Origin of the sequence: Halobacterium sp. NMX12-1, assembly GCF_040435975.1 — an archaeon.
Taxonomy (GTDB): Archaea; Halobacteriota; Halobacteria; order Halobacteriales; family Halobacteriaceae; genus Halobacterium; species Halobacterium hubeiense.
This window is the reverse complement of sequence record NZ_CP159204.1, coordinates 519,496-537,582: the sequence shown is the minus strand read 5'-3', so window position 1 is coordinate 537,582 and position 18,087 is coordinate 519,496. Positions and strand designations below refer to the sequence as shown.

Genomic DNA, 18,087 nt, shown 5'->3' with positions numbered 1-18,087 from the left:
GCTTCAGTACCCGAACTCGCCCGCGGCCGGCGCGGGCAGTCCCATCCTTCAGAGCACGTTGCGCTCGCGCAGCAGCGCCTCCAGCTCCGCCATCGACTCGACGACGGTGTCGCAGTGCTCGTCGACCCCCGGCTTCGGCTGGAAGCCGACGCCGCAGCCGGCCTCGTCGAGCATCGGCGCGTCGTTGGCCCCGTCTCCGACGGCCACGGAGTCCGCGACGTCGACGCCGTACGCCTCGCAGACGTCCGCGAGCGCGTCGTCTTTCGTCCCCTCGATGAGCGGGCCCTCCACGTCGCCCGTGAGTTCGCCGTCCGCCTCGGGGAGGCTGTTGGCGACGACGCGGTCCACGGTCACGCCCGCGGCGTCGAGGGCGGCCTCCACGCCGGGCCCGAACCCGCCGGTGAGCACGACGACGCGGACGCCGTCATCGGAGAGCTTCCCGAGCAGTTCGCCCGCGCCGTCCCGCAGGCGGACGCCGCTGTACACGTCGGCGGCGTCCTCCGCGGGGAGGCCGGCGACGAGGCCGGCGCGCTCGCGCAGGCTCTCGGCGTAGGAGAGCTCTCCGCGCATCGCGCGGTCGGTGATGTCCGCGACTTCCTCGCCGACGCCGTGGCGGGCGGCGAGGCGGTCCATCATCTCCGAGTCCGCGAGCGTGCCGTCGAAGTCGAACGCGACCAGCGTCATTGCCGCCGCCTAGGCGACGGGTAGGGAAAAGCGTCGCTGCTCTGGCAGACGTTACTCGCGGGCGCCGAACTCGTCGAGCCACCCCGTGACGACCTCTTTCAGGGCGCCCGTGGTGCTGCCGAGGTTCAGTATCTGGTAGCCGTCGGCGGCCTTCGCGGCGGCGTCGTCCATCCCGAACGCGAGCCCGCCGACCGGGACGCCGGCGTCGACGGCCGCCGCGCGCACCGTCTCGACGGCCTCCTGCACCTCGGGGTGGTCGAACTCCCCGGGGTGGCCGTACGCCACCGAGAGGTCCAGCGGCCCGAGGAAGACGAACCCGAGCTCGGGGACGGACAGAATCTCGTCGATGTTCTCGACGGCCTCCCGGGTCTCGATGGTGGTGCCGACCATCGTCTCGCGGTCCTCGACGGCGACGTAGTTCTCGCGGAGCCCCCAGCGGCGCGCCCGCGGCGACCCCAGCCCGCGGTTCCCGGGGTCGCCGTCGTACTCGAATCGCGCGGACTTCACGGCGGCCTCGACCTCCGCCGCGGTCTCCACGCGCGGCAGGAAGACGTTGCGGACGCCGAGGTCCAGCGCCTTCCGCACGAGCGTGGGGTCGGTGTCCGGCAGCCGAACGAGCAGTTCGACGTCGGAGCGGTCGGCCGCCCGCAGGAGGTTCTCGACGGTGGGGCCGTCCCACGGGTCGGGGCCGCCGTGCTCGAAGTCCAGCCACACGAAGTCCACGCCGAGGTCGCCGTAGAACTCCACGAGCGTCGGGCTGTACGTCGAGTCGAGCACGCCGACGGCGACGCCGCCGTCCTCGACGCGCTCTCGCAACTGGTTCGTCGGTTCTGCGTTGGGCACACGGTCCCGTCGCGCGCTCGACGTATAGTCTCGGGGGGCGGCCCGCCGTGGTCCGGCAAGCCCCGCCGGATTCGGGCGTGGGCGTGGGCAAACCGTGACGCTCCGCGACTATATACCACACAAACGTGGTCATTATGGTGGTTCGTGAACCACCGACAATTCGTGTGCGTGCGGAAACGCTTATCCGCGAGTGAACCGACCGACTTCGCATGAAGGTACTCGTCACGGACCCCATCGCGGACGCCGGTCTCGACCGACTCCGCGAGGCGGGTCACGACGTCGAAACCGCCTACGACGTGGAGGGCGACGCGCTCCTCGACGCCGTCAGCGACGCCCACGGCCTCATCGTCCGCTCCGGCACCGAAGTCACTGAAGCAGTGTTCGACGCCGCCGACGACCTCGTCATCGTCGGGCGCGCCGGCATCGGCGTGGACAACATCGACATCGACGCCGCCACCGACCACGGCGTCATCGTCGCCAACGCCCCCGAGGGGAACGTCCGCGCCGCCGCCGAGCACAGCGTCGCGATGACGTTCGCCGCGGCCCGCTCCATCCCGCAGGCCCACGGCCGCCTGAAGGACGGCGAGTGGGCGAAAGGCGACTACCTCGGCACGGAACTCAACGGGAAGACGCTGGGCGTCGTCGGCCTCGGCCGCGTCGGCCAGGAGGTCGCCAAGCGCCTCGGCGGCCTCGGCATGGACCTCGTCGCCTACGACCCCTACATCGGCGAGGAGCGCGCCGAACAGCTCGGCGCCGACCTCGTTGAGTTCGACGAGTGCATCGAGCGCGCGGACTTCGTCACCGTCCACGTCCCGCTCACCGACGAGACGGAGGGCCTGCTCGGCGAGGACGAGTTCGCCCAACTCGAGGACGGCTACGTCGTCAACGTCGCGCGCGGCGGCGTCGTCGACGAGGACGCGCTCGTGGACGCCGTCGAGGACGGCGTGCTCGCTGGCGCCGCGCTCGACGTGTTCGCGGAGGAGCCGCTGCCCGCGGACTCGCCGCTGCTCGACGCCGACGACATCGTCGTGACGCCGCACCTCGGCGCGTCCACGCAGGCCGCCCAGGAGCACGTCGCCACCTCGACGGCCGACCAGGTCGTCGCCGCGCTGAACGACGAGCCCGTGTTGAACGCGCTGAACGCGCCGAGCGTCGACGAGAGCTCCTTCGGCCGCATCGAGCCGTACATCGGGCTCGCCGAGACCGCGGGGAAAGTCGCCGCCCAACTGTTCGACGGCCGCATCGAGCGCGTCGAGGTCAGCTACGAGGGCGACATCGCCGCCGAGGACCTCGAACTCGTCACCGCGAGCGCGCAGAAGGGCGTCTTCGACCCGCTGGAGTGGCAGGTCAACGCCGTCAACGCCCCCCGCGTCGCGGAGGAGCGCGGCATCGACGTCAAGGAGTCCAAGACCCGACAGAGCGAGGACTTCCAGAGCCTCGTCTCCGTGACCGTCGGGAACAGCGACGAGGAGCTCACCGTCTCCGGGACGCTGTTCGCGGGCGACGACCCGCGCCTCGTGAAAATCGACGGCTACCGCGTCGACGCCGTCCCGCACGGCCACATGCTCGCCGCGCGCAACGAGGACGAGCCCGGCGTCATCGGCTTCATCGGCACCGTACTCGGCGACGCCGACGTCAACATCGCGGGGATGTTCAACGCCCGCGAGACCATCGGCGGCGAGGCGCTCACGGTCTACAACCTCGACTCCACGGTCCCCGAGGCGGCGCTCGACGAACTGCTCGCCGACGAGCGCATCATCGACGTCCACAACATCGAGCTCAACGGCGAGTAACCCTTTTCTCCCGTCGGCCCGCGCGTTCGGTCGTGCCGACAGTTTCGGAGACGTACATCGAGAACCGCGTGCGCGTCCAGCCCGACGACACGAACAACTACGCCTCCGCGCACGGCGGGAACGTCGTGAAGTGGATGGACGAGGTGGGCGCGATGTCCGCGATGCGGCTCGCGGGCGCGACCTGCGTCACCGCGCGCATCAACGGCCTGGATTTCGAGCGCCCGATTCCGCAGGGCGACATCTGCGTCATCGAGTCGTACGCCTACGACGCCGGGACGAGCAGCGTGCGCGTCCGCCTGCGGGCGTTCCGCGAGGACCCCCGAACCGGGGAGACCGAGCAGACGACGAGCTCGCACTTCGTGTTCGTCGCCGTCGACGAGGACATGAAGCCGACGACAGTACCGGGGCTGAGCGTCGAGACGGACCGCGACCGCCGGCTCGAACAGGAAGCGCTCGCCAGCGAAGGAACCGACTGAGAACAGTTACAGCGCGTCCAGCACGCCGTCGGCGTCCGCGGGGACGGGCGTCGTGTCGCCGCCGGCTTCCGCGGCCGCCTCGGGGTCCTTCAGGAGGTGGCCGGTGGTGAGGCAGACGACGCGCTCGTCGGCGTCGATGTCGCCGCGCTCGCGGAGCTTCAGGAGGCCGGCGACGCTCGCCGCGGACGCCGGCTCCACGCCGACGCCGTCCTCCGCGAGCATGCGCTGAGCCTCGGTGATCTTCTCGTCCGAGACGGCGACCGCGGTGCCGCCCGTGTCGTAGATGCCGGGCAGCGCCTTCGGCGCGTTCACGGGGTTACCGATGCGGATGGCGGTCGCCCGCGTCTCCACGTCGTCCCAGCGCTCGACGTAGTCGCGCCCCTTCTCGACGGCCTCGACCATCGGGGCCGCGCCCTCGGCCTGCACGCCCGTGAGCTTCGGCACCTCGTCCTCGTCGAGTTCGCCGGCCTCGACGAGTTCGCGGAAGCACTTGTAGAGGGCCGCCGTGTTCCCCGCGTTCCCGACGGGGAGCACGATGCGGTCCGGGAGGTGGCCGTGGGCGTCGCGGGACTGCTCTAAGATTTCGAGGCCGATGGTCTTCTGCCCCTCCAAGCGGAACGGGTTCAGGGAGTTCAGGAGGTACGCCTCCCCGCGGTCCGCGAGTTCTGCGACGACGTCGAGGCAGTCGTCGAAGTTGCCGTCCACCTCGCAGATACGCGCGCCGTGCAGCGCCGCCTGCGCGACCTTCCCCGCGGCGACCTTGCCGGCGGGGAGGAGCACGAGCACGGGCGTGTTCGCGCGGGCGCCGTACGCCGCCAGCGCCGCGGACGTGTTCCCCGTGGAGGCGCAGGCGAGCCGGTCCACGCCGAGCCGGTCGGCGACCTTCACGCCGACAGTCATCCCGCGGTCCTTGAAGCTCCCCGTGGGGTTGGCGCCCTCGTGTTTCACGCGGAGGTCCGCGACGTCCGCCTCGGCCTCGATTTCGGGGACGGTGTACAGCGGCGTGTTCCCCTCGCGGATGGTGACGCCCTCGTCGAACGGCAGCGCCGCCGCGTACCGCCAGACGCCGTCCCCCGAGAACTCCTCGAACGTCGGGTAGTCGGCGTAGCGGGCTTCCAGCAGGCCGCCGCAGTCCGGGCACTCGTACACCACGTCGTCGAACGGCGCGATGGCGTCGCCGCACTCCACGCACGCCAGCCAGACGCCGTCGTCGGCGACGTCCGGCGTCGGGCCGCCCAGCGAGAGGTCAGTCATGGTCACGTATCGGTGGCGGAGACACAAATACGGGGCGGGTGTCGCGTGTTTTGCCAGCGGCCGGTCGGCGTGGCGCGCCGTCCCGCCGGTGCCGCCAGAACGGAGAGCCGTCCGCTCAGTCCACGAGTTCGACGAGCAGCGCCTTCTGGGCGTGCAGGCGGTTCTCGGCCTGCTGCCAGACGACGGACTGCTCGCCGTCGATGACGTCCGCCGTGACCTCCTCGCCGCGGTTCGCGGGCAGGCAGTGCATGAACGCCGCGTCCCCGAGCAGCTCGTCGTCCACCTGGAACCCCTCGAAGGCGTCGAGGCGCTGCTCGCGCTCGTCCTCCTGCCCCATGCTCACCCAGACGTCCGTGTAGACGACCTCGGCGTCCGCGACGGCGGCCTCGGGGTCCGTCGTCGCGGTCACGTCGCCGTGCTCCTCGGCACGCGCGATGACGGAGTCGTCCAGCGCGTACCCCTCGGGCGTGGCGACGTTGACGTCGTAGCCCATCATCGCGGCGCCAATCGTGAACGACGCGGCGACGTTGTTGCCGTCGCCGACCCACGCCACCGTCCCGGAGTCCCCGACCTCTTCGCGGAGCGTCAGGAGGTCCGCCAGCGCCTGACACGGGTGCGCGTCGTCGGTGAGGCCGTTCACGACCGGGACGTCGGCGTGCGCGGCAATCTCTTCGAGGTCGCCGTGGTCGAAGACGCGCGCCATCACCGCGTCGACGTACCGGCCGAGCGCGCGAGCGGTGTCCGCGACGGGCTCGCCCCGTCCCAGTTGGATGTCGTCGTCGCCGAGGAAGACGCCGTGGCCGCCGAGCTGGGTCATCCCGACCTCGAAGCTCACGCGGGTTCGCGTCGAGGGCTTCTCGAACAGCATCGCCAGCGAGCGCCCGGGGAGGGCCTCGTGGGGCATGCCGTCGGCTTGCGCGCGCTTCAGCGCGGCCGCGTCGTCCACGACGCCGGCCAGTTCGTCGGTCGTGAGGTCGTCGATTGTCAGGAAGTGCATAGGCGGTCTGCTGCGGTGGTGAGTACGTCGACGCCGCGGTCGAACGCGGCGAGGTCGATGCGTTCGTCGGGCGCGTGGTCCAGATTCGAGTCCCCGGGGCCGTAGGTGGCGACGGGGCAGTCCCACGCGCCGGCGTAGATGTTCGCGTCGCTCGTGCCGGTCTTCCGGAGGTGCGTGGGGTCGCCGCCCGCCTCGCGGATGCCCGCTCGGAGCGCGCCCGCGACGGGCGTCCGCGGGCTCGCCATCACGGGCGGAATCGACTCCGTCCACGTCACCGACCCGCGCTCGGTGCAGTCCGCGACGGTCTCGTAGACGTCGTCGGCGGTGGTGCCGGGCGGCAGGCGGAACTGCATCTCGACGGTCGCCTCGACGGCGGTGCCGTCGTCGGCGAGCCCGCCGTCGAAGGAGACGGGCTTGACGGTCACCGACTCGAAGACGGTGTCGTCGTCCGGGAACGCCGCGCGCACGCGCTCGGTCCACGCGGTGGCAATCTGGACCGCGTTGGGCTCGGGGCGCGAGGAGTGGCCGCTCTCGGTGGCGACCTCGTAGGTGCCCGCGACGAGCCCGCGGTAGCCCAGCGTCAGCGCGTCCCAACCCGAGGGCTCGCCGTTCACGACGGCGTCGGGCTCCGCACGGTCCTCGACGAGGTGGCGCGCGCCCGCGGAGGTCGTCTCCTCCTGGACGACGCCCGCGAACGACGCGCCGGTTTCGACGCTCGCCGCGGCCATCGCGGCCAGCGGCCCGGTCGCGTCCACGCTGCCCCGACCCCAGAGTTCGCCGTTCTCCTCGCGCACGTCGATGTAGCCGGGGACGGTGTCGACGTGGCTCGTGAGGAGCACGCTGTCGTCGCCGGGCGCGCGGACGTTGCCGGCGTCGTCGGTCCACGCCTCGCGGCCGTGGCGCTCGAAGTAGTCCACGAGCACGCCGGCCGCCTCGGACTCCGCACCCGAAACGGAGGGGGTCGAGACGAGGTCGCGGAGGAGCTCGCGGGGCGTCATAGCTCCTCGGCGAGCGCGTCGACCACGCGGTCGGCGTGGGACTCGGTGACAGTTAGCGGCGGTAAGAGGCGCACCACCGTGCGCCCCGCGGGGAGCGCGAGGATTCCGTGGTTCATCGCGAGCGCGCGCAGCGCCCGGTTCGCCCCCCGTTTCACCTCGACGCCGACCATCAGGCCGTCGCCGCGCACGTCCCGTACGGGAAGCTCCGCGAGCTGGTCTCGGAGGTAGTCGCCGACGCTCGCCGCGTTCGCCGCGAGGTCGTCGTCCTCCAGCACGTCGAGCGTCGCGAGCGCCGCGGCACACGGCACGGGACCGCCGGAGAACGTCGAGCCGTGGTCGCCGCTGTCCTCGGCGAGCCAGTCCGCGACCAGCGTCGCGCCGATGGGGAGGCCGCTGCCCAGCCCCTTCGCGACGGTGAGCGCGTCCGGCGCGACGCCGGCCTGCTCGCACGCCCACAGCGAGCCCGTGCGCCCGAGCCCGGTCTGAATCTCGTCGAAGACCAGCGCCGCGCCGGTCTCGTCGCAGGCGTCGCGGGCGGCCTGCAGGTAGCCCTCCGGCGCGGGGTGGACGCCGCCCTCGCCCTGCACGGGTTCGAGGATGACTGCCGCCGTCTCGTCGTCCACGGCGTCCGCGAGTGCCTCGCTGTCCCCGTAGTCGACGAACTCGACGTTGTCGGGGACCGCGAACCCCTCGCGGTACTTCTGCTTCCACGTCGCCGCCAGCGCGCCGAGCGTGCGGCCGTGGAACGCGCGCTTGGCCGCGACGACCTTCTCGCGGCCGGTCGCGTGGCGCGCGAACTTCAGCGCCGCCTCGTTGGCCTCCGTCCCGGAGTTGCAGAGCCAGACGTTGTCCAGCTCGCCGGGCGCGAGGTCGCCGAGGCGGTCGTACAGCGCGGTCCGCGTCTCCGTGGGGTACGACCCCTGCACGAACAGCAGGTCGCTGGCTTGGGACTCCACGGCCTCCACCACGTCGGGGTGACAGTGGCCGACCGGCGCGCAGGCGTAGGACGCGCCCATGTCGAGGTACTCGGTGCCGCCGTCGTCGTAGACGTACGGCCCCTCGCCGGACTCGATTTGGATGGGCTTCTCCCCGAAGACGAACCCGCTCATGAGAGGGCCTCCGGGCTGAAGCGCGTGCCAGCCCCTTCCAGCGCGGCGACGATTGGGTCGCGGCGGTTCGCGTCCGACACCACGACCGACTCCGCGCCGCCTTCGAGTGCTTCGGTCGCCGCCAGCACCTTCTTCGTCATGAACCCCTCCGCGGCCTCCTTCGCGCCGTCGAGGTCCGCGGGCGTCAGCACTTCCTCGATGAGCGAACTCGGGTCGTCGGGGTCCTCGTAGACGCCCTCCACGTCGGTCAGCACGACCAGCGTCGCGTCGAGCGCGCCCGCCACCGCGGCGGCCGCGCGGTCCGCGTCCGCGTTCACGGGCGTCCACTCCTCCTCGTCGTCGCTCTCCTTGGCGAACATCGGCACCGACACCACGGGCACGTAGCCCGCGTCGAGTTGGGCCTCCAGCAGGTCCGTGTTGACCGCCTCGATGGTGCCGGAGTGCTCGCCGCGGCGAATCTTCTTCTTGCCGTCCTCGACGACCCGGATTGCGGACTTCCACGGCCCAGTGAGGAGCTTCCCGTCGACGCCGTTGAGGCCGACTGCGGGCACGCCCGCGTTCTCGAACGCCGCGACGAGGTCGGTGTTGACCTTCCCCATCGCCATCTCGAAGACGTCCATCGTCTCCGCGTCCGTGAACCGGCCGGTGACCCCCGACGGCGACTCGACGTACTCGGGCTCTTTGCCCATCTGGTCGAGCGCGTCGTCGACCGCCGTCGACCCGCCGTGGACGACCACGACGTCCTCGTCGTTCACCGTGAGGTGCGCGACGTCGGTCACCGCGCCCGCCGGGTCGACGGCGCGCGCGCCGCCGATCTTGACCACTACAGTCACGCGAACCACCCCGCGTGGTGAGCGTGACTCATGGGCTTCCCACCGGGTGCAACCCGAGTTGGTCGAGGCCCGCGGTCTCGTCGAAGCTGAGCGCGACGTTCGCCGCGTGGACGGCCTGCCCCGCCGAGCCTTTCATCATGTTGTCGATGGCCGAGAACGCCACGACGCGGCCGTTGTCCTCGTCCAGCTCGAAGCCGACCTCCGCGCCGTTCGTCCCGGCGACAGCCTTCGGCTCCGGGTAGCGGTAGACGCCGCTGCCGCCCGCGACGATGTCCACGAACGGCTCGTCCTCGTACGTCCCGCGGTACGCGCTCCAGAGGTCGCCCGTCGAGGGCGCCTCCTCGGGGAACACGTGGCAGGTCGCGCTCGCGCCGCGGACCATGTCCACGGCGTGCGCGGTGAAGGAGACCGAGAGCCCGAGGAACTGCTCGATTTCGGCCTCGTGGCGGTGGCCCGTGGGCGCGTACGGGCGCACGACGCCCGAGCGCTCGGGGTGCGAGGAGGCGGCGCCGCCGCCCGCGCCGCCCTCCGAGGAGCCGACTTTCACGTCCACGACGACGTGCGCGTCGTCGAGGAGGCCGGCCTCTTGGAGCGGGAGCAGGCCGAGAATCGTCGCGGTCGCGTTGCAGCCCCCGCCCGCAATCAGGTCCGCGCCGTAGAGCTCCTCGCGGGAGAGTTCCGGGAGCGCGTACACAGCGTCGTCGAGGTACTCCGGCGCGCTGTGGCCGTCGTACCACTCCTCGTACTGCGCCTCCGTTTCGAGACGGAAGTCCGCGCTCAGGTCGACCACGGTGTCGGCGGCGTCTTGCCACTCGTCGAGGTGGTCCATCGCGACGCCGTGGGGCGCCGCCGCGAACAGCACGTCCACGGAGTCGAGGTCCGTCGGCGGTGTGAACCGGAGGTCCATCTCGCGGAGGTTCGGGTGGACGCTCCCGACGGTCTTGTTCGCGTACTCGCGGCTGGTCGCCTGCGCCACCTCGAACTCGGGGTGGCCGGCGAGCAGGCGGAGGAGTTCGCCGCCCGCGAACCCGCTCCCGCCGACGACCGTGGCGGTCGTGCTCTCGGCCATCAGGGCGTCACCTCCACTTCCGCGGCGGCGCGGTCCTCCAGCCAGTCGACGACCGCGGCCGGGACGTCCACGTCGCTGGCGTCGTTCAGCGCCTTGAACTCGACGGTGTGGTTGACCTCGTGGACGGTGTAGCCGTCGCCGGTCTCCATCAGGTCTACGCCGAGCAGGCCGCCGCCGACCGCGTCGCTGGCGGTCTCGACGAGGTCGGCGACCTCCTCGTCGACCTCGAAGGAGTTCGTCTCCGCGCCCTTCGCGGCGTTGGTCAGCCAGTGGTCGCCCGAGCGCGTCATCGCGGCGACGGGCTCGCCGTCGGTCGCCAGCACGCGGATGTCCCGCCCCGGCTTCTCCACGAAGTCCTGGATGTAGAACACCTTGTGTTCGTAGTGGCCGAGCGTCGCCTTGTGTTCGAGGACCGCCTCGGCGGCGTTCCGCGAGTCGAGTTTCGCCATCAGGCGCCCCCACGAGCCCACGACGGGCTTCAGCACGCAGGGGTAGCCGTACGACTCGACGGCCTCCAGCGCGCTCTCGGTGGTGAACGCGACCGTGGTGTCGGGCGTGGGGAGTCCCGCGTCGTCGAGCGCGAGGCTCGTCCGCACTTTGTCCGCGCAGACGGCCGCGGTGTCGGGGCTGTTCACGACCGGGACGTCGTAGTGCCGGCAGAACTCCGTGGCGTACTTGCTGCGGCTGGTCGCCAGACAGCGGTCGACCACGAGGTCGCAGTCCGCGATTGCGGCGTCGGTGTCGTCGAGGCCGAAGCCGTGCTTGCGGACGTCGATCTTCTCGACGTCGTGGCCGCGCTCGCGGAGCTCGCCGAGCAGCAGTTTCTCGTCCTTCCGAATCCGGGAGTAGAGGATGCCGACGCGCAACTTACTCCCCCCAGTCCTCGGAGAGCTCGGGCGCTCGATCGAGGGCTGCGGGGTCGGTGTCCACGACTTCCAGTTCGGTGCCACAGGTGTCGCAGTCGACGATTTCGCCGACTTCGAGGTCGTCGTGCAGGGCCACGTCGGACCCGCATTCGGGACATGTGCTCATAGCACTCCCACGTTCTCACTGATAGCACTTAAGCTAATCGGACTTGTCAAACTTCTTTTACGAACGAGAGAAGCAGCTAACGGCGCGAAAACGCCCGAAACGACCGACCAACCGAAACCAGATACGTAGTAAGTATGTTGTCTGTTTGCCCACGGAGGGGCGGTCGCTCTCGTCGCAGGCCCGCAGGCGTCCCAGCGGAGTGTCCGAGGCGCATCGCGCCGGCGTCCGCCTCACTCATACGCCGCCACCTCCGCGGCGAGGTCGTCGGCCGCCGCCGCCAGCGCCTCCTCGCGGTCGGCGACTTCCGCCTCGTCGGCCGCGAGCGACTCCTCCACGTCGTCCAGCGCGTCGCGCACCGCGTCGGGCGCGGGGCCGCCCGCCGAGTCGCGCTGGGCGACGTTCGTCACGGGGTCCAGCGCCGCAGCCACGAGCTCCGGGTCCGCGAGCTCGGACAGCGGCTTCCCGGTCACCTCGCGGGCCGCCGCGTCCACCGCGACGAGGTCCGCGCTGTGCTCACCGCTGACGCCGCTGACGCCGTCGCTGGCGTGGCTCTCCGGGAGCGCGTTCGACCCGTCGGCGGCGTCGCTCTGTTCGGCCGCGAGCGCGACGACTTCGTGCGCGGTGCGGAACGGCATCCCCGCCGCCGCCAGCGCGTCCGCCACGCCGGTCGCCGTCGAGAACCCCTCACCGGCCGCGCGCTCCAGTTCCTCGGCGGGCCACTCCGCCGTCGCGACCGCGCCCGCCGCCACCTCGACGGCGTCGGTCACGTCGTCGGCGGCGTCCCACGCGTGCGGCGTCGCGCGCTGGAGGTCGCGGTTGTACGCCCGCGGCAGCCCCTTCAGCGTCGTCGCGAGGCTCGTGTACGCGCCCACCGCGTCGCCCGCGGTCGCGCGCACCAGCTCCAGCGTGTCCGGGTTCTTCTTCTGGGGCATGATCGAGGACGTCGAGGAGTAGTCGTCGCTGAGCTCCACGAACCCGCGGTTCGCGAACAGCACGACGTCCTCCGCCAGTCCCGAACAGGTCACCGCGACCGAGGACAGCGCCGCCACGGTTTCCAGCAGGAAGTCGCGGCTCGCCGACGCGTCCATCGAGTTCGTCACGACGCCGTCGAACCCGAGGAGGTCGGCGGTGCGCTCGCGGTCCACGTCGAACGTGGTGCCCGCGAACGCCGCCGCGCCCAGCGGCGACTGGTTCGTGCGGCCGAACGCGTCCAGCAGCCGGCTCGTGTCGCGCGCGAGCGTGCCCTCGTAGGAGAGCGCCCAGTGCGCGACCGTCGTCGGCTGTGCGGGCTGGAGGTGCGTGTACCCCGGCATCACGGTGTCCGCTTCGGCCTCGGCGACGTCCGCCAGCGCCGCGCGGAGCGCTATCACCGCGTCGAGCGCGGCCAGCACGTCCTCGCGGAGGCGCGCGCGGATGCAGGTCGCGACCTCGTCGTTGCGCGAGCGCGCCGTGTGCATCTTCCCGCCGACCGGGCCGACGCGCTCCACCACCGCCGTCTCGATTGCCTCGTGGACGTCCTCGCCGTCGGGGAGCGCGTCGAAGCCGGCGTCCTCGACGCTGTCGAGCGCGGACAGAATCGTCGCCGCCTCGTCGCCGTCAATAATACCCTGCTCGGCGAGCATCACCACGTGTGCGCGGTCGACAGCGAGGTCCGCCGCGAAGATGCGGTGGTCGGCGTCCATCGAGGAGAGGAACGACCGCGCGGGGCCGCCGCTGAAGCGGTCGCGGCGCACCACCGTGCCGTCGCCCTCTCCGCTCATTCTTCGTCCTCGTCAGCCGACCCTGCGGCGCCGCCGTCGGGCTTGAGCTCCGGCTTGCTCGCGTTCGCGAGGCGGGACTGGAAGCCGTGGTACTTCGCGACGCCGGTGGCGTCGCCCTGCTCGATGCCGTTGACCGTCTCCGTGTCGAAGCTCGCGGCGTCCGCGGAGTACACCGCGTACTCGCTCTCGCGGGCGACCGGGCGGGCCTGCCCGCCCTCGAACTTGATCGTGACCGTGCCCGTGACCTTCTGCTGGGTCCCCTCGAAGAAGCCGTTCAGCGCGTCCATCAGCGGGTGGTCGACGAGGCCCTCGTAGGCCTTCTCCGACCACTGCTGGCTGACCTGCTGGCTGAACTCGCGCTCGTCTTTCGTCAACACGAGCTGTTCGAGCGCCTCGTGCGCCGTTAGCAGCGTCGTCGCGGCCGGGTGCTCGTAGTTCTCGCGCACCTTCAGGCCGAGCATGCGGTCCTCCATCATGTCCGTGCGGCCGACGCCGTAGCTCCCCGCGAGGTCGTTGAGGTACTCGATGAGCGGCACCGGCTCCATCTCGTCGCCGTCCACGGCGACCGGCACGCCCGCCTCGAACTCGATGTCGATGGTCTCGGTCTCGTCGCTGGGGGCGTCCGTCCAGTCGTAGATGTCCTCCGGCGGCTCGTAGCCGGGGTCCTCCAGCTGGCCGCCCTCGACGGAGCGGCTCCAGAGGTTCGTGTCGATGCTCCACTCGCCCTCGTTGCCCGCCTCGACCGGCAGGCCCTTCTCGTCGGCGTAGTCGATCTCCCACTCGCGCGTGAGGCCGAGTTCACGCACGGGCGCGATGACGTCGAGGTCGCTGGCGCGCCAGACGGCCTCGAAGCGCAGTTGGTCGTTGCCCTTCCCCGTGCAGCCGTGCGCCAGCGCCGCACAGCCCTGTTCCTCGGCGACGCCGAGAATCGCCTCGGCGATGACCGGGCGCGCGAGCGCCGTGCCCAGCGGGTAGCCCTGATAGCTAGCGTTCGCCTGCACCGCCTCGAAGCAGAGGTCGGCGAACTCGGCTTTCGCGTCCACGACGTAGTGGTCGACGCCGAGCGCGTCGGCCGTCTCGTGGGCCTCGGCGAACTCAGACTCGGGCTGGCCGACGTCGACTGTGACGCCGATGACCTCGTCGTAGCCGTACTCTTCTTTCAGCAGCGGTACGCAGACCGTCGTGTCGAGCCCGCCGGAGAAGGCGAGCGCGACCGTTCCTCCTGTCATTGTGTGTTCCGTGTGTGGTGTGTGCCGCGGTAGTCGGGAAGTGATGCGAGACCGAAAACGAGGGATGTAGCTGTAGTGGGGTCAGAAGGACCCCGGTCGTCGCGGCACGCGACGGGAGGACACCGGACAGCCGACGGTCCCGCTGCTCACCGAGGGCGAGCGGCGGGCGTGAGCCGACGACTGCGTCATTACCAGTCTCGAACGGTCCCGAGTGCTTAAACGTTGCTCCCGTCCCGTGGTCTTGCCATCTACGGTAACACGCCACACGATTGCCTGAACCCTTATCCGCGTGCTCCGCTAGCGACCCCACATGACATCAGCTCGCGGCGGCATCGACGTCGAGGACCTGCTGAAAATCGTGCTCGTGCTGGTGGTCGTCTGGCTCGCGCTCGAAATACTGGGCGAGATTGTCGGCGCGCTCGCCGGCCTGCTCGGGCTCGCCCAGCCGCTCATCGCGGTCGTCGTGCTAATCTTGCTCGTGCTGTGGCTGCTCGACCGCATCTAACGTCAGCGCTTTCCCGCTCGACGCCCCACTAGCGCACGTGTACAGCGTGAACGCTCCGGTTCCGGCCGAAGTCAAGGAGGTCGCCGCGGACCTCCGCCCGGCGCTCTCGGAGTTCGCCCGCATCCGCGAGCGCCGCGAGCAGACGCTGCTCGTCAAGCGCGTCCCCGCCGACGACCGCAAACAGCTCCGCACCGCGTGGCAGACCGCCCAGGACGCCCTCGCCGGCGCGCCCGTCGTCGAAGCCCGCGTCGCCGAAGTCGACACGTTCGAGAACCCGCCGAACGGCTCCAGCCCCGTCGTCTACCTCGCCGTCGAGAGCCCCGGCCTCCACGGCATCCACCAGCGCCTCTGCGAAGTCTTCGACCCCGTGCCCGTGATGGAAGGCGGCGACGACTACGACCCCCACGTCACGCTCGCCCGCGACGCCGACGGCTTCCGCGGCCGCCGCGCCGTCGAGAACGTCGACGGCCGACAGGTCGGCCCCGTCACGTGGAACATCGAGGAACTGTACCTCTACGACGCCGAACGCGGCGAACGCGTCGACACGCTCTCGCTTCCTGCTTGAGCTAGTAGATTCTGCTATCGGTATCGGTCCCGTCCTCGACTTCGACGCCTCGAAAGCCCCAGCGGGCTATGGTCGCGCGGCTCGCTGCGCGCGCTCGCAGTGCTCGCGTGCTTGCTTCGCCGGGCTTCCCGTAGCCCGCCGCCCCTTTCAGTCCGCCCATAGCCGGTTGGTCAGCCGGCGCGGTGGGATTGAAAGGGGCGAGGCTGTAGGCGAAGGCAGGCGACGTAAGCACCGCAGGGAGCGAAGCGACCGAGGCGCGCAGCGAGCCTCCCGAGTCTACAGCCTCGGGGCTTTCGAGGTGTCGGAAGCGTTGACGAAGAAGCTAGTTCCCGATACGACATTCACGGACTCGGAGGCTGACCGTCGTAGGCGTCGAGGTCCGTGTAGAAGTTCAGCATGGACACGCGGAGTTTCTCGGGGTCGATGTCGACGAGTTCGCGGCGCTCCTCGGCGGGGAACGCGGGGTTGACGCTGTACTTGCGCATCGCGGTGCGGCTCTCCTTGGTGTAGCGGCGGTCCACGAGCATCCGCACGCCGAAGTCGTCGGGGGAGCGGATGACGCGGCCCATCGCCTGCCTCGTCTTGCGGACGGTGGGAATCTCGACGGCGTAGCGCCAGCCGGCGTCCTCGTTGCGGCGGTCGTCGCGGTCGCCGAACACGCGCCCGTAGGCGTCCTGGACGGCTTCGGCGCGCGCGTCCAGATGCGGGTAGGGGACGCCGACGACCGCGACGGTGCGGGCGTCGTCGCCGTCGAAGCTCACGCCCTCCGCGAGCGTCCCCCACAGCGACGTGAACAGGACGCCGTTGCGGTCGTCCGTGAACGTCTGCCGGAGCTCCTCGGCGCTCGTGCCCGGCTGGTCGAGGTAGCGCGCGGCGTCCACGTCCCCCAGTAAGTCGTGGTAGCGCTCGGCTTCCGCGTAGCTCGGGAAGAAAAACAGGCAGTTCCCGGGCGTGAAGTTCACGGCGTCCCGGAGCGCGCCCGCGACTTCCTCCTGAGTGTCGGGGTCGTCGCGGTTCGAGGAGAACAGCGGCTCCGTGTCCACCGCGAACGTGCGCCGGCGCTCCTCGGGGAACTGGAGGCCGAACGCCATCGTCTCCGGGTCCTCCAGGCCGAGCACGTCCGCGGTGACGTCGAACGGCCGCAGCGTCGCGCTCATCAGGACGCTGGCGTGCACGGCGTCGAAGAGGTCCGTCGTCACGTCCCGCGGGATGCAGGTGTACAGTTCCGCGCGGCCGTACACGTCGTTCGTCCCCTCGTCGCGGCGCACCGCCGCGGTCGGATACTGACCGAGTTCGCCGCTGTCCTCGACGTAGGACTCCACAAACTCCGCGGCGTCGAGGACGAAGCACTCGCGGCGCGTGGTCGTCTCGCCGTTCCGGTAGGCCTCGTCGTACTCCTCGTCGAGGTACTCGCCGAGCGCGAGCGCGTCGTCGACGTCCTCCCGGATGCCGGGGCCGGTGTACTGCTGGAGGAACGCCAGCGTGAGGTCGTCGCGCTTGTCCTCGTTCGCGACGGGGACGTCCGTCCAGTTCCCGTCGACTTCCGAGCGCGCGAGCGCGGGTCCGTCGCCGCCCGGCCCGAACGCGCCCTCGTAGGTCTCCACGAGCGCGTCCCGGAACGCTGACAGCACGCGCTCTGCGGCCGCGCCTTGGCTCGCGGCGCTGCCGCTCGCTCGTTCCGCGGCCTCCCTTCGGTCGGCCGCGCTGCGGTCGTCGGTGACTTCCTCCAGTTCGGAGAGCGCGCTGTCGAGGGTGTTCTCGGTGAGCGTCCGCGTGGCGTGGTCGCGCGCGGCGTCCTCGACGTTGTGTGCCTCGTCGAACACCACGACCACGTCCTCGGGGTCGCGGCCCAGCCAGCGGAAGAACTGCGCGCGAATCCCCGGGTCCAGCAGGTGGTGGTAGTTGCAGACCGCGAGGTCCACGCCCTCGATGCCGTCTTTCAGGAGTTCGTACCCGCAGAGGCCCGCCTCCTCGGCGTACTCGTAGATGTCCTCGGGCGTGCGGACGCCGTCGTAGAGCCACTCGTAGAACTCGTCGTTGTCCCCGACGAGGTTCTCGTAGTAGCGCTCGCAGACGTTCCCCTCCTGGAGGTCTTCGAGTTCGTCCTCCACGGACTCCAGTTCGTCTAATACCGCCTCGCGCGCCTCGGCGGCCTCGCTGTCGCCGTCCTGGCTCTCCTCCAACAGGGCCTGCTGGCGCTCCTCCAACTGCTGTTTGTCGCGCTCGGCGTCCACCAGCTCGTGGGTGTTGTCGCGGAGGACCTGACACTCCTCGTAGTCGACGTCGATGTGGCACATCGACCCCTTCCCCTTGAAGACGACCGCGCGCAGCGGCTCGGCGTCGTGAATCTCGCGCGCCTCGCGGACGAACTGGCGCATCTGCTGGTGGACGTTCGTCGTGATGACCACCGTCTTGTTCGTCTCGCGGGCGTGCGAGAGCGCCGGCGCGAGCGCGGCGAGCGTCTTCCCGGTGCCGCAGGCGCCCTCGAAGAGGACGTCGCGGCCGCTGTCGAGGGCGTCGCGGATGCCGTCCATCGCCTCCCGCTGGTTGTCGTACGGCGACGCCTTCGGGAAGAACTCCATGTAGTCCGGGGAGTTGCTCGCGGCCACGTTGGGGTCCGATTCGGCTCGATGCCGTATAAACGTCCGGCTCCCAGCGGAAGTAGTCGCGGGGGTAGCGGCCGTGGGGCGGCCACCCCGGACGGGTTTAGGCACACCAAAACGTATATTCGTGGGTGGGTCCCTACGGGGTAGTGATGGCAGTCACGCAGGACCGCGAGGACGAGACGCCGGCCGCCGGCGAGGGCGTCGCGGCGTTCCAGTCCTCGCCGACCCGAACGGTGTTCACCGAGTCGGACAACCCGGACGGCTGGATCTCCACCGACGAGACCGTCCCCGTCGAACGATAGCCGCCCCTTCTCCCCGCTCGCTGCCGCTACGC

At 70.7% G+C, this 18,087-nt stretch carries 18 protein-coding genes; 5 read left to right on the top strand and 13 right to left on the bottom strand.

From position 1 onward, the window contains the following. Positions 1-48: 48 nt before the first annotated feature. On the bottom strand, positions 49-684 hold the full coding sequence (gene serB, locus ABSL23_RS04285; protein WP_353634843.1) for a phosphoserine phosphatase SerB: 636 nt from the start codon (positions 682-684) through the stop codon (positions 49-51). Positions 685-735: 51 nt separating this feature from the next. Next, positions 736-1,527 carry an aldolase/citrate lyase family protein gene (locus ABSL23_RS04280; protein ID WP_353634842.1) on the bottom strand — a complete coding sequence of 264 codons (792 nt, stop codon included), beginning with the start codon at positions 1,525-1,527 and terminating at the stop codon, positions 736-738. A 209-nt stretch (positions 1,528-1,736) separates the two neighbouring features. Between ABSL23_RS04280 and serA the strand changes: the two genes are divergently transcribed. Beyond that, complete coding sequence (gene serA, locus ABSL23_RS04275; protein WP_353634841.1) at positions 1,737-3,320, top strand: phosphoglycerate dehydrogenase; 1,584 nt, start codon at positions 1,737-1,739, stop codon at positions 3,318-3,320. Between the two features lie 32 nt (positions 3,321-3,352). Beyond that, the gene (locus tag ABSL23_RS04270; protein WP_353634840.1) at positions 3,353-3,796 is read left to right on the top strand and encodes an acyl-CoA thioesterase; all 444 of its coding nucleotides are present in this window, start codon (positions 3,353-3,355) and stop codon (positions 3,794-3,796) included. A 6-nt stretch (positions 3,797-3,802) separates the two neighbouring features. On the opposite strand, the gene thrC is transcribed toward ABSL23_RS04270, so the two are convergent. The 10 genes from thrC to ABSL23_RS04220 form a co-directional block, all read right to left on the bottom strand. Next, positions 3,803-5,050: a threonine synthase gene (gene thrC / locus ABSL23_RS04265; RefSeq protein ID WP_353634839.1), complete on the bottom strand. Its 1,248-nt coding sequence runs from the start codon at positions 5,048-5,050 to the stop codon at positions 3,803-3,805. A gap of 115 nt (positions 5,051-5,165) precedes the next feature. After that, a complete protein-coding gene (gene argF / locus ABSL23_RS04260; protein ID WP_353634838.1) occupies positions 5,166-6,047 on the bottom strand; it encodes an ornithine carbamoyltransferase in 882 nt (293 codons plus the stop codon). Then, positions 6,035-7,045, bottom strand: coding sequence for a [LysW]-lysine hydrolase (locus tag ABSL23_RS04255; protein ID WP_353634837.1), 1,011 nt, complete (start codon positions 7,043-7,045; stop codon positions 6,035-6,037). Before ABSL23_RS04255 ends, argF begins: the two co-directional genes overlap by 13 nt. After that, positions 7,042-8,154: an aminotransferase class III-fold pyridoxal phosphate-dependent enzyme gene (locus ABSL23_RS04250; protein WP_353634836.1), complete on the bottom strand. Its 1,113-nt coding sequence runs from the start codon at positions 8,152-8,154 to the stop codon at positions 7,042-7,044. Before ABSL23_RS04250 ends, ABSL23_RS04255 begins: the two co-directional genes overlap by 4 nt. Continuing rightward, positions 8,151-8,987, bottom strand: a complete 837-nt coding sequence (locus ABSL23_RS04245) for an acetylglutamate/acetylaminoadipate kinase (RefSeq protein WP_353634835.1) — start codon at positions 8,985-8,987, stop codon at positions 8,151-8,153. Before ABSL23_RS04245 ends, ABSL23_RS04250 begins: the two co-directional genes overlap by 4 nt. 28 nt (positions 8,988-9,015) lie before the next feature. Beyond that, positions 9,016-10,056, bottom strand: coding sequence for an N-acetyl-gamma-glutamyl-phosphate reductase (argC, locus tag ABSL23_RS04240; protein ID WP_353634834.1), 1,041 nt, complete (start codon positions 10,054-10,056; stop codon positions 9,016-9,018). Next, the gene (lysX, locus tag ABSL23_RS04235; protein ID WP_353634833.1) at positions 10,056-10,922 is read right to left on the bottom strand and encodes a lysine biosynthesis protein LysX; all 867 of its coding nucleotides are present in this window, start codon (positions 10,920-10,922) and stop codon (positions 10,056-10,058) included. The genes argC and lysX overlap by 1 nt, the downstream gene beginning before the upstream one ends. A 1-nt stretch (position 10,923) precedes the next feature. Next, positions 10,924-11,088, bottom strand: a complete 165-nt coding sequence (gene lysW, locus ABSL23_RS04230; protein WP_059057957.1) for a lysine biosynthesis protein LysW — start codon at positions 11,086-11,088, stop codon at positions 10,924-10,926. Between the two features lie 230 nt (positions 11,089-11,318). Then, positions 11,319-12,848, bottom strand: coding sequence for an argininosuccinate lyase (gene argH, locus ABSL23_RS04225; protein ID WP_353634832.1), 1,530 nt, complete (start codon positions 12,846-12,848; stop codon positions 11,319-11,321). Then, on the bottom strand, positions 12,845-14,077 hold the full coding sequence (locus ABSL23_RS04220) for an argininosuccinate synthase (RefSeq protein ID WP_353634831.1): 1,233 nt from the start codon (positions 14,075-14,077) through the stop codon (positions 12,845-12,847). Before ABSL23_RS04220 ends, argH begins: the two co-directional genes overlap by 4 nt. Positions 14,078-14,387: 310 nt before the next feature. Between ABSL23_RS04220 and ABSL23_RS04215 the strand changes: the two genes are divergently transcribed. Both ABSL23_RS04215 and ABSL23_RS04210 read left to right on the top strand, forming a co-directional pair. Then, positions 14,388-14,582: a hypothetical protein gene (locus ABSL23_RS04215; protein WP_353634830.1), complete on the top strand. Its 195-nt coding sequence runs from the start codon at positions 14,388-14,390 to the stop codon at positions 14,580-14,582. A gap of 37 nt (positions 14,583-14,619) precedes the next feature. Further along, entirely contained in the window at positions 14,620-15,147 is a 528-nt protein-coding gene (locus ABSL23_RS04210; protein ID WP_353634829.1) for a 2'-5' RNA ligase family protein, read from the top strand. A 341-nt stretch (positions 15,148-15,488) separates the two neighbouring features. Here ABSL23_RS04210 and ABSL23_RS04205 read toward each other — a convergent pair whose 3' ends face one another. Continuing rightward, positions 15,489-17,729: an ATP-dependent DNA helicase gene (locus ABSL23_RS04205; protein WP_353635401.1), complete on the bottom strand. Its 2,241-nt coding sequence runs from the start codon at positions 17,727-17,729 to the stop codon at positions 15,489-15,491. A 173-nt stretch (positions 17,730-17,902) separates the two neighbouring features. Here ABSL23_RS04205 and ABSL23_RS04200 point away from each other — a divergent pair, with 173 nt between their 5' ends. Beyond that, the gene (locus tag ABSL23_RS04200; protein WP_169793416.1) at positions 17,903-18,055 is read left to right on the top strand and encodes a hypothetical protein; all 153 of its coding nucleotides are present in this window, start codon (positions 17,903-17,905) and stop codon (positions 18,053-18,055) included. Positions 18,056-18,087 lie beyond the last annotated feature (32 nt).

Coding starts and splice junctions, on each gene's coding strand:
- serB (WP_353634843.1), bottom strand. CDS start 684: ATGACGCTGGTCGCGTTCGACTTCGACGGCACGCTCGCGGACTCGGAG.
- serA (WP_353634841.1), top strand. CDS start 1,737: ATGAAGGTACTCGTCACGGACCCCATCGCGGACGCCGGTCTCGACCGA.
- thrC (WP_353634839.1), bottom strand. CDS start 5,050: ATGACTGACCTCTCGCTGGGCGGCCCGACGCCGGACGTCGCCGACGAC.
- argF (WP_353634838.1), bottom strand. CDS start 6,047: ATGCACTTCCTGACAATCGACGACCTCACGACCGACGAACTGGCCGGC.
- ABSL23_RS04255 (WP_353634837.1), bottom strand. CDS start 7,045: ATGACGCCCCGCGAGCTCCTCCGCGACCTCGTCTCGACCCCCTCCGTT.
- ABSL23_RS04250 (WP_353634836.1), bottom strand. CDS start 8,154: ATGAGCGGGTTCGTCTTCGGGGAGAAGCCCATCCAAATCGAGTCCGGC.
- argC (WP_353634834.1), bottom strand. CDS start 10,056: ATGGCCGAGAGCACGACCGCCACGGTCGTCGGCGGGAGCGGGTTCGCG.
- lysW (WP_059057957.1), bottom strand. CDS start 11,088: ATGAGCACATGTCCCGAATGCGGGTCCGACGTGGCCCTGCACGACGAC.
- argH (WP_353634832.1), bottom strand. CDS start 12,848: ATGAGCGGAGAGGGCGACGGCACGGTGGTGCGCCGCGACCGCTTCAGC.
- ABSL23_RS04220 (WP_353634831.1), bottom strand. CDS start 14,077: ATGACAGGAGGAACGGTCGCGCTCGCCTTCTCCGGCGGGCTCGACACG.
- ABSL23_RS04215 (WP_353634830.1), top strand. CDS start 14,388: ATGACATCAGCTCGCGGCGGCATCGACGTCGAGGACCTGCTGAAAATC.
- ABSL23_RS04205 (WP_353635401.1), bottom strand. CDS start 17,729: ATGGAGTTCTTCCCGAAGGCGTCGCCGTACGACAACCAGCGGGAGGCG.
- ABSL23_RS04200 (WP_169793416.1), top strand. CDS start 17,903: ATGGCAGTCACGCAGGACCGCGAGGACGAGACGCCGGCCGCCGGCGAG.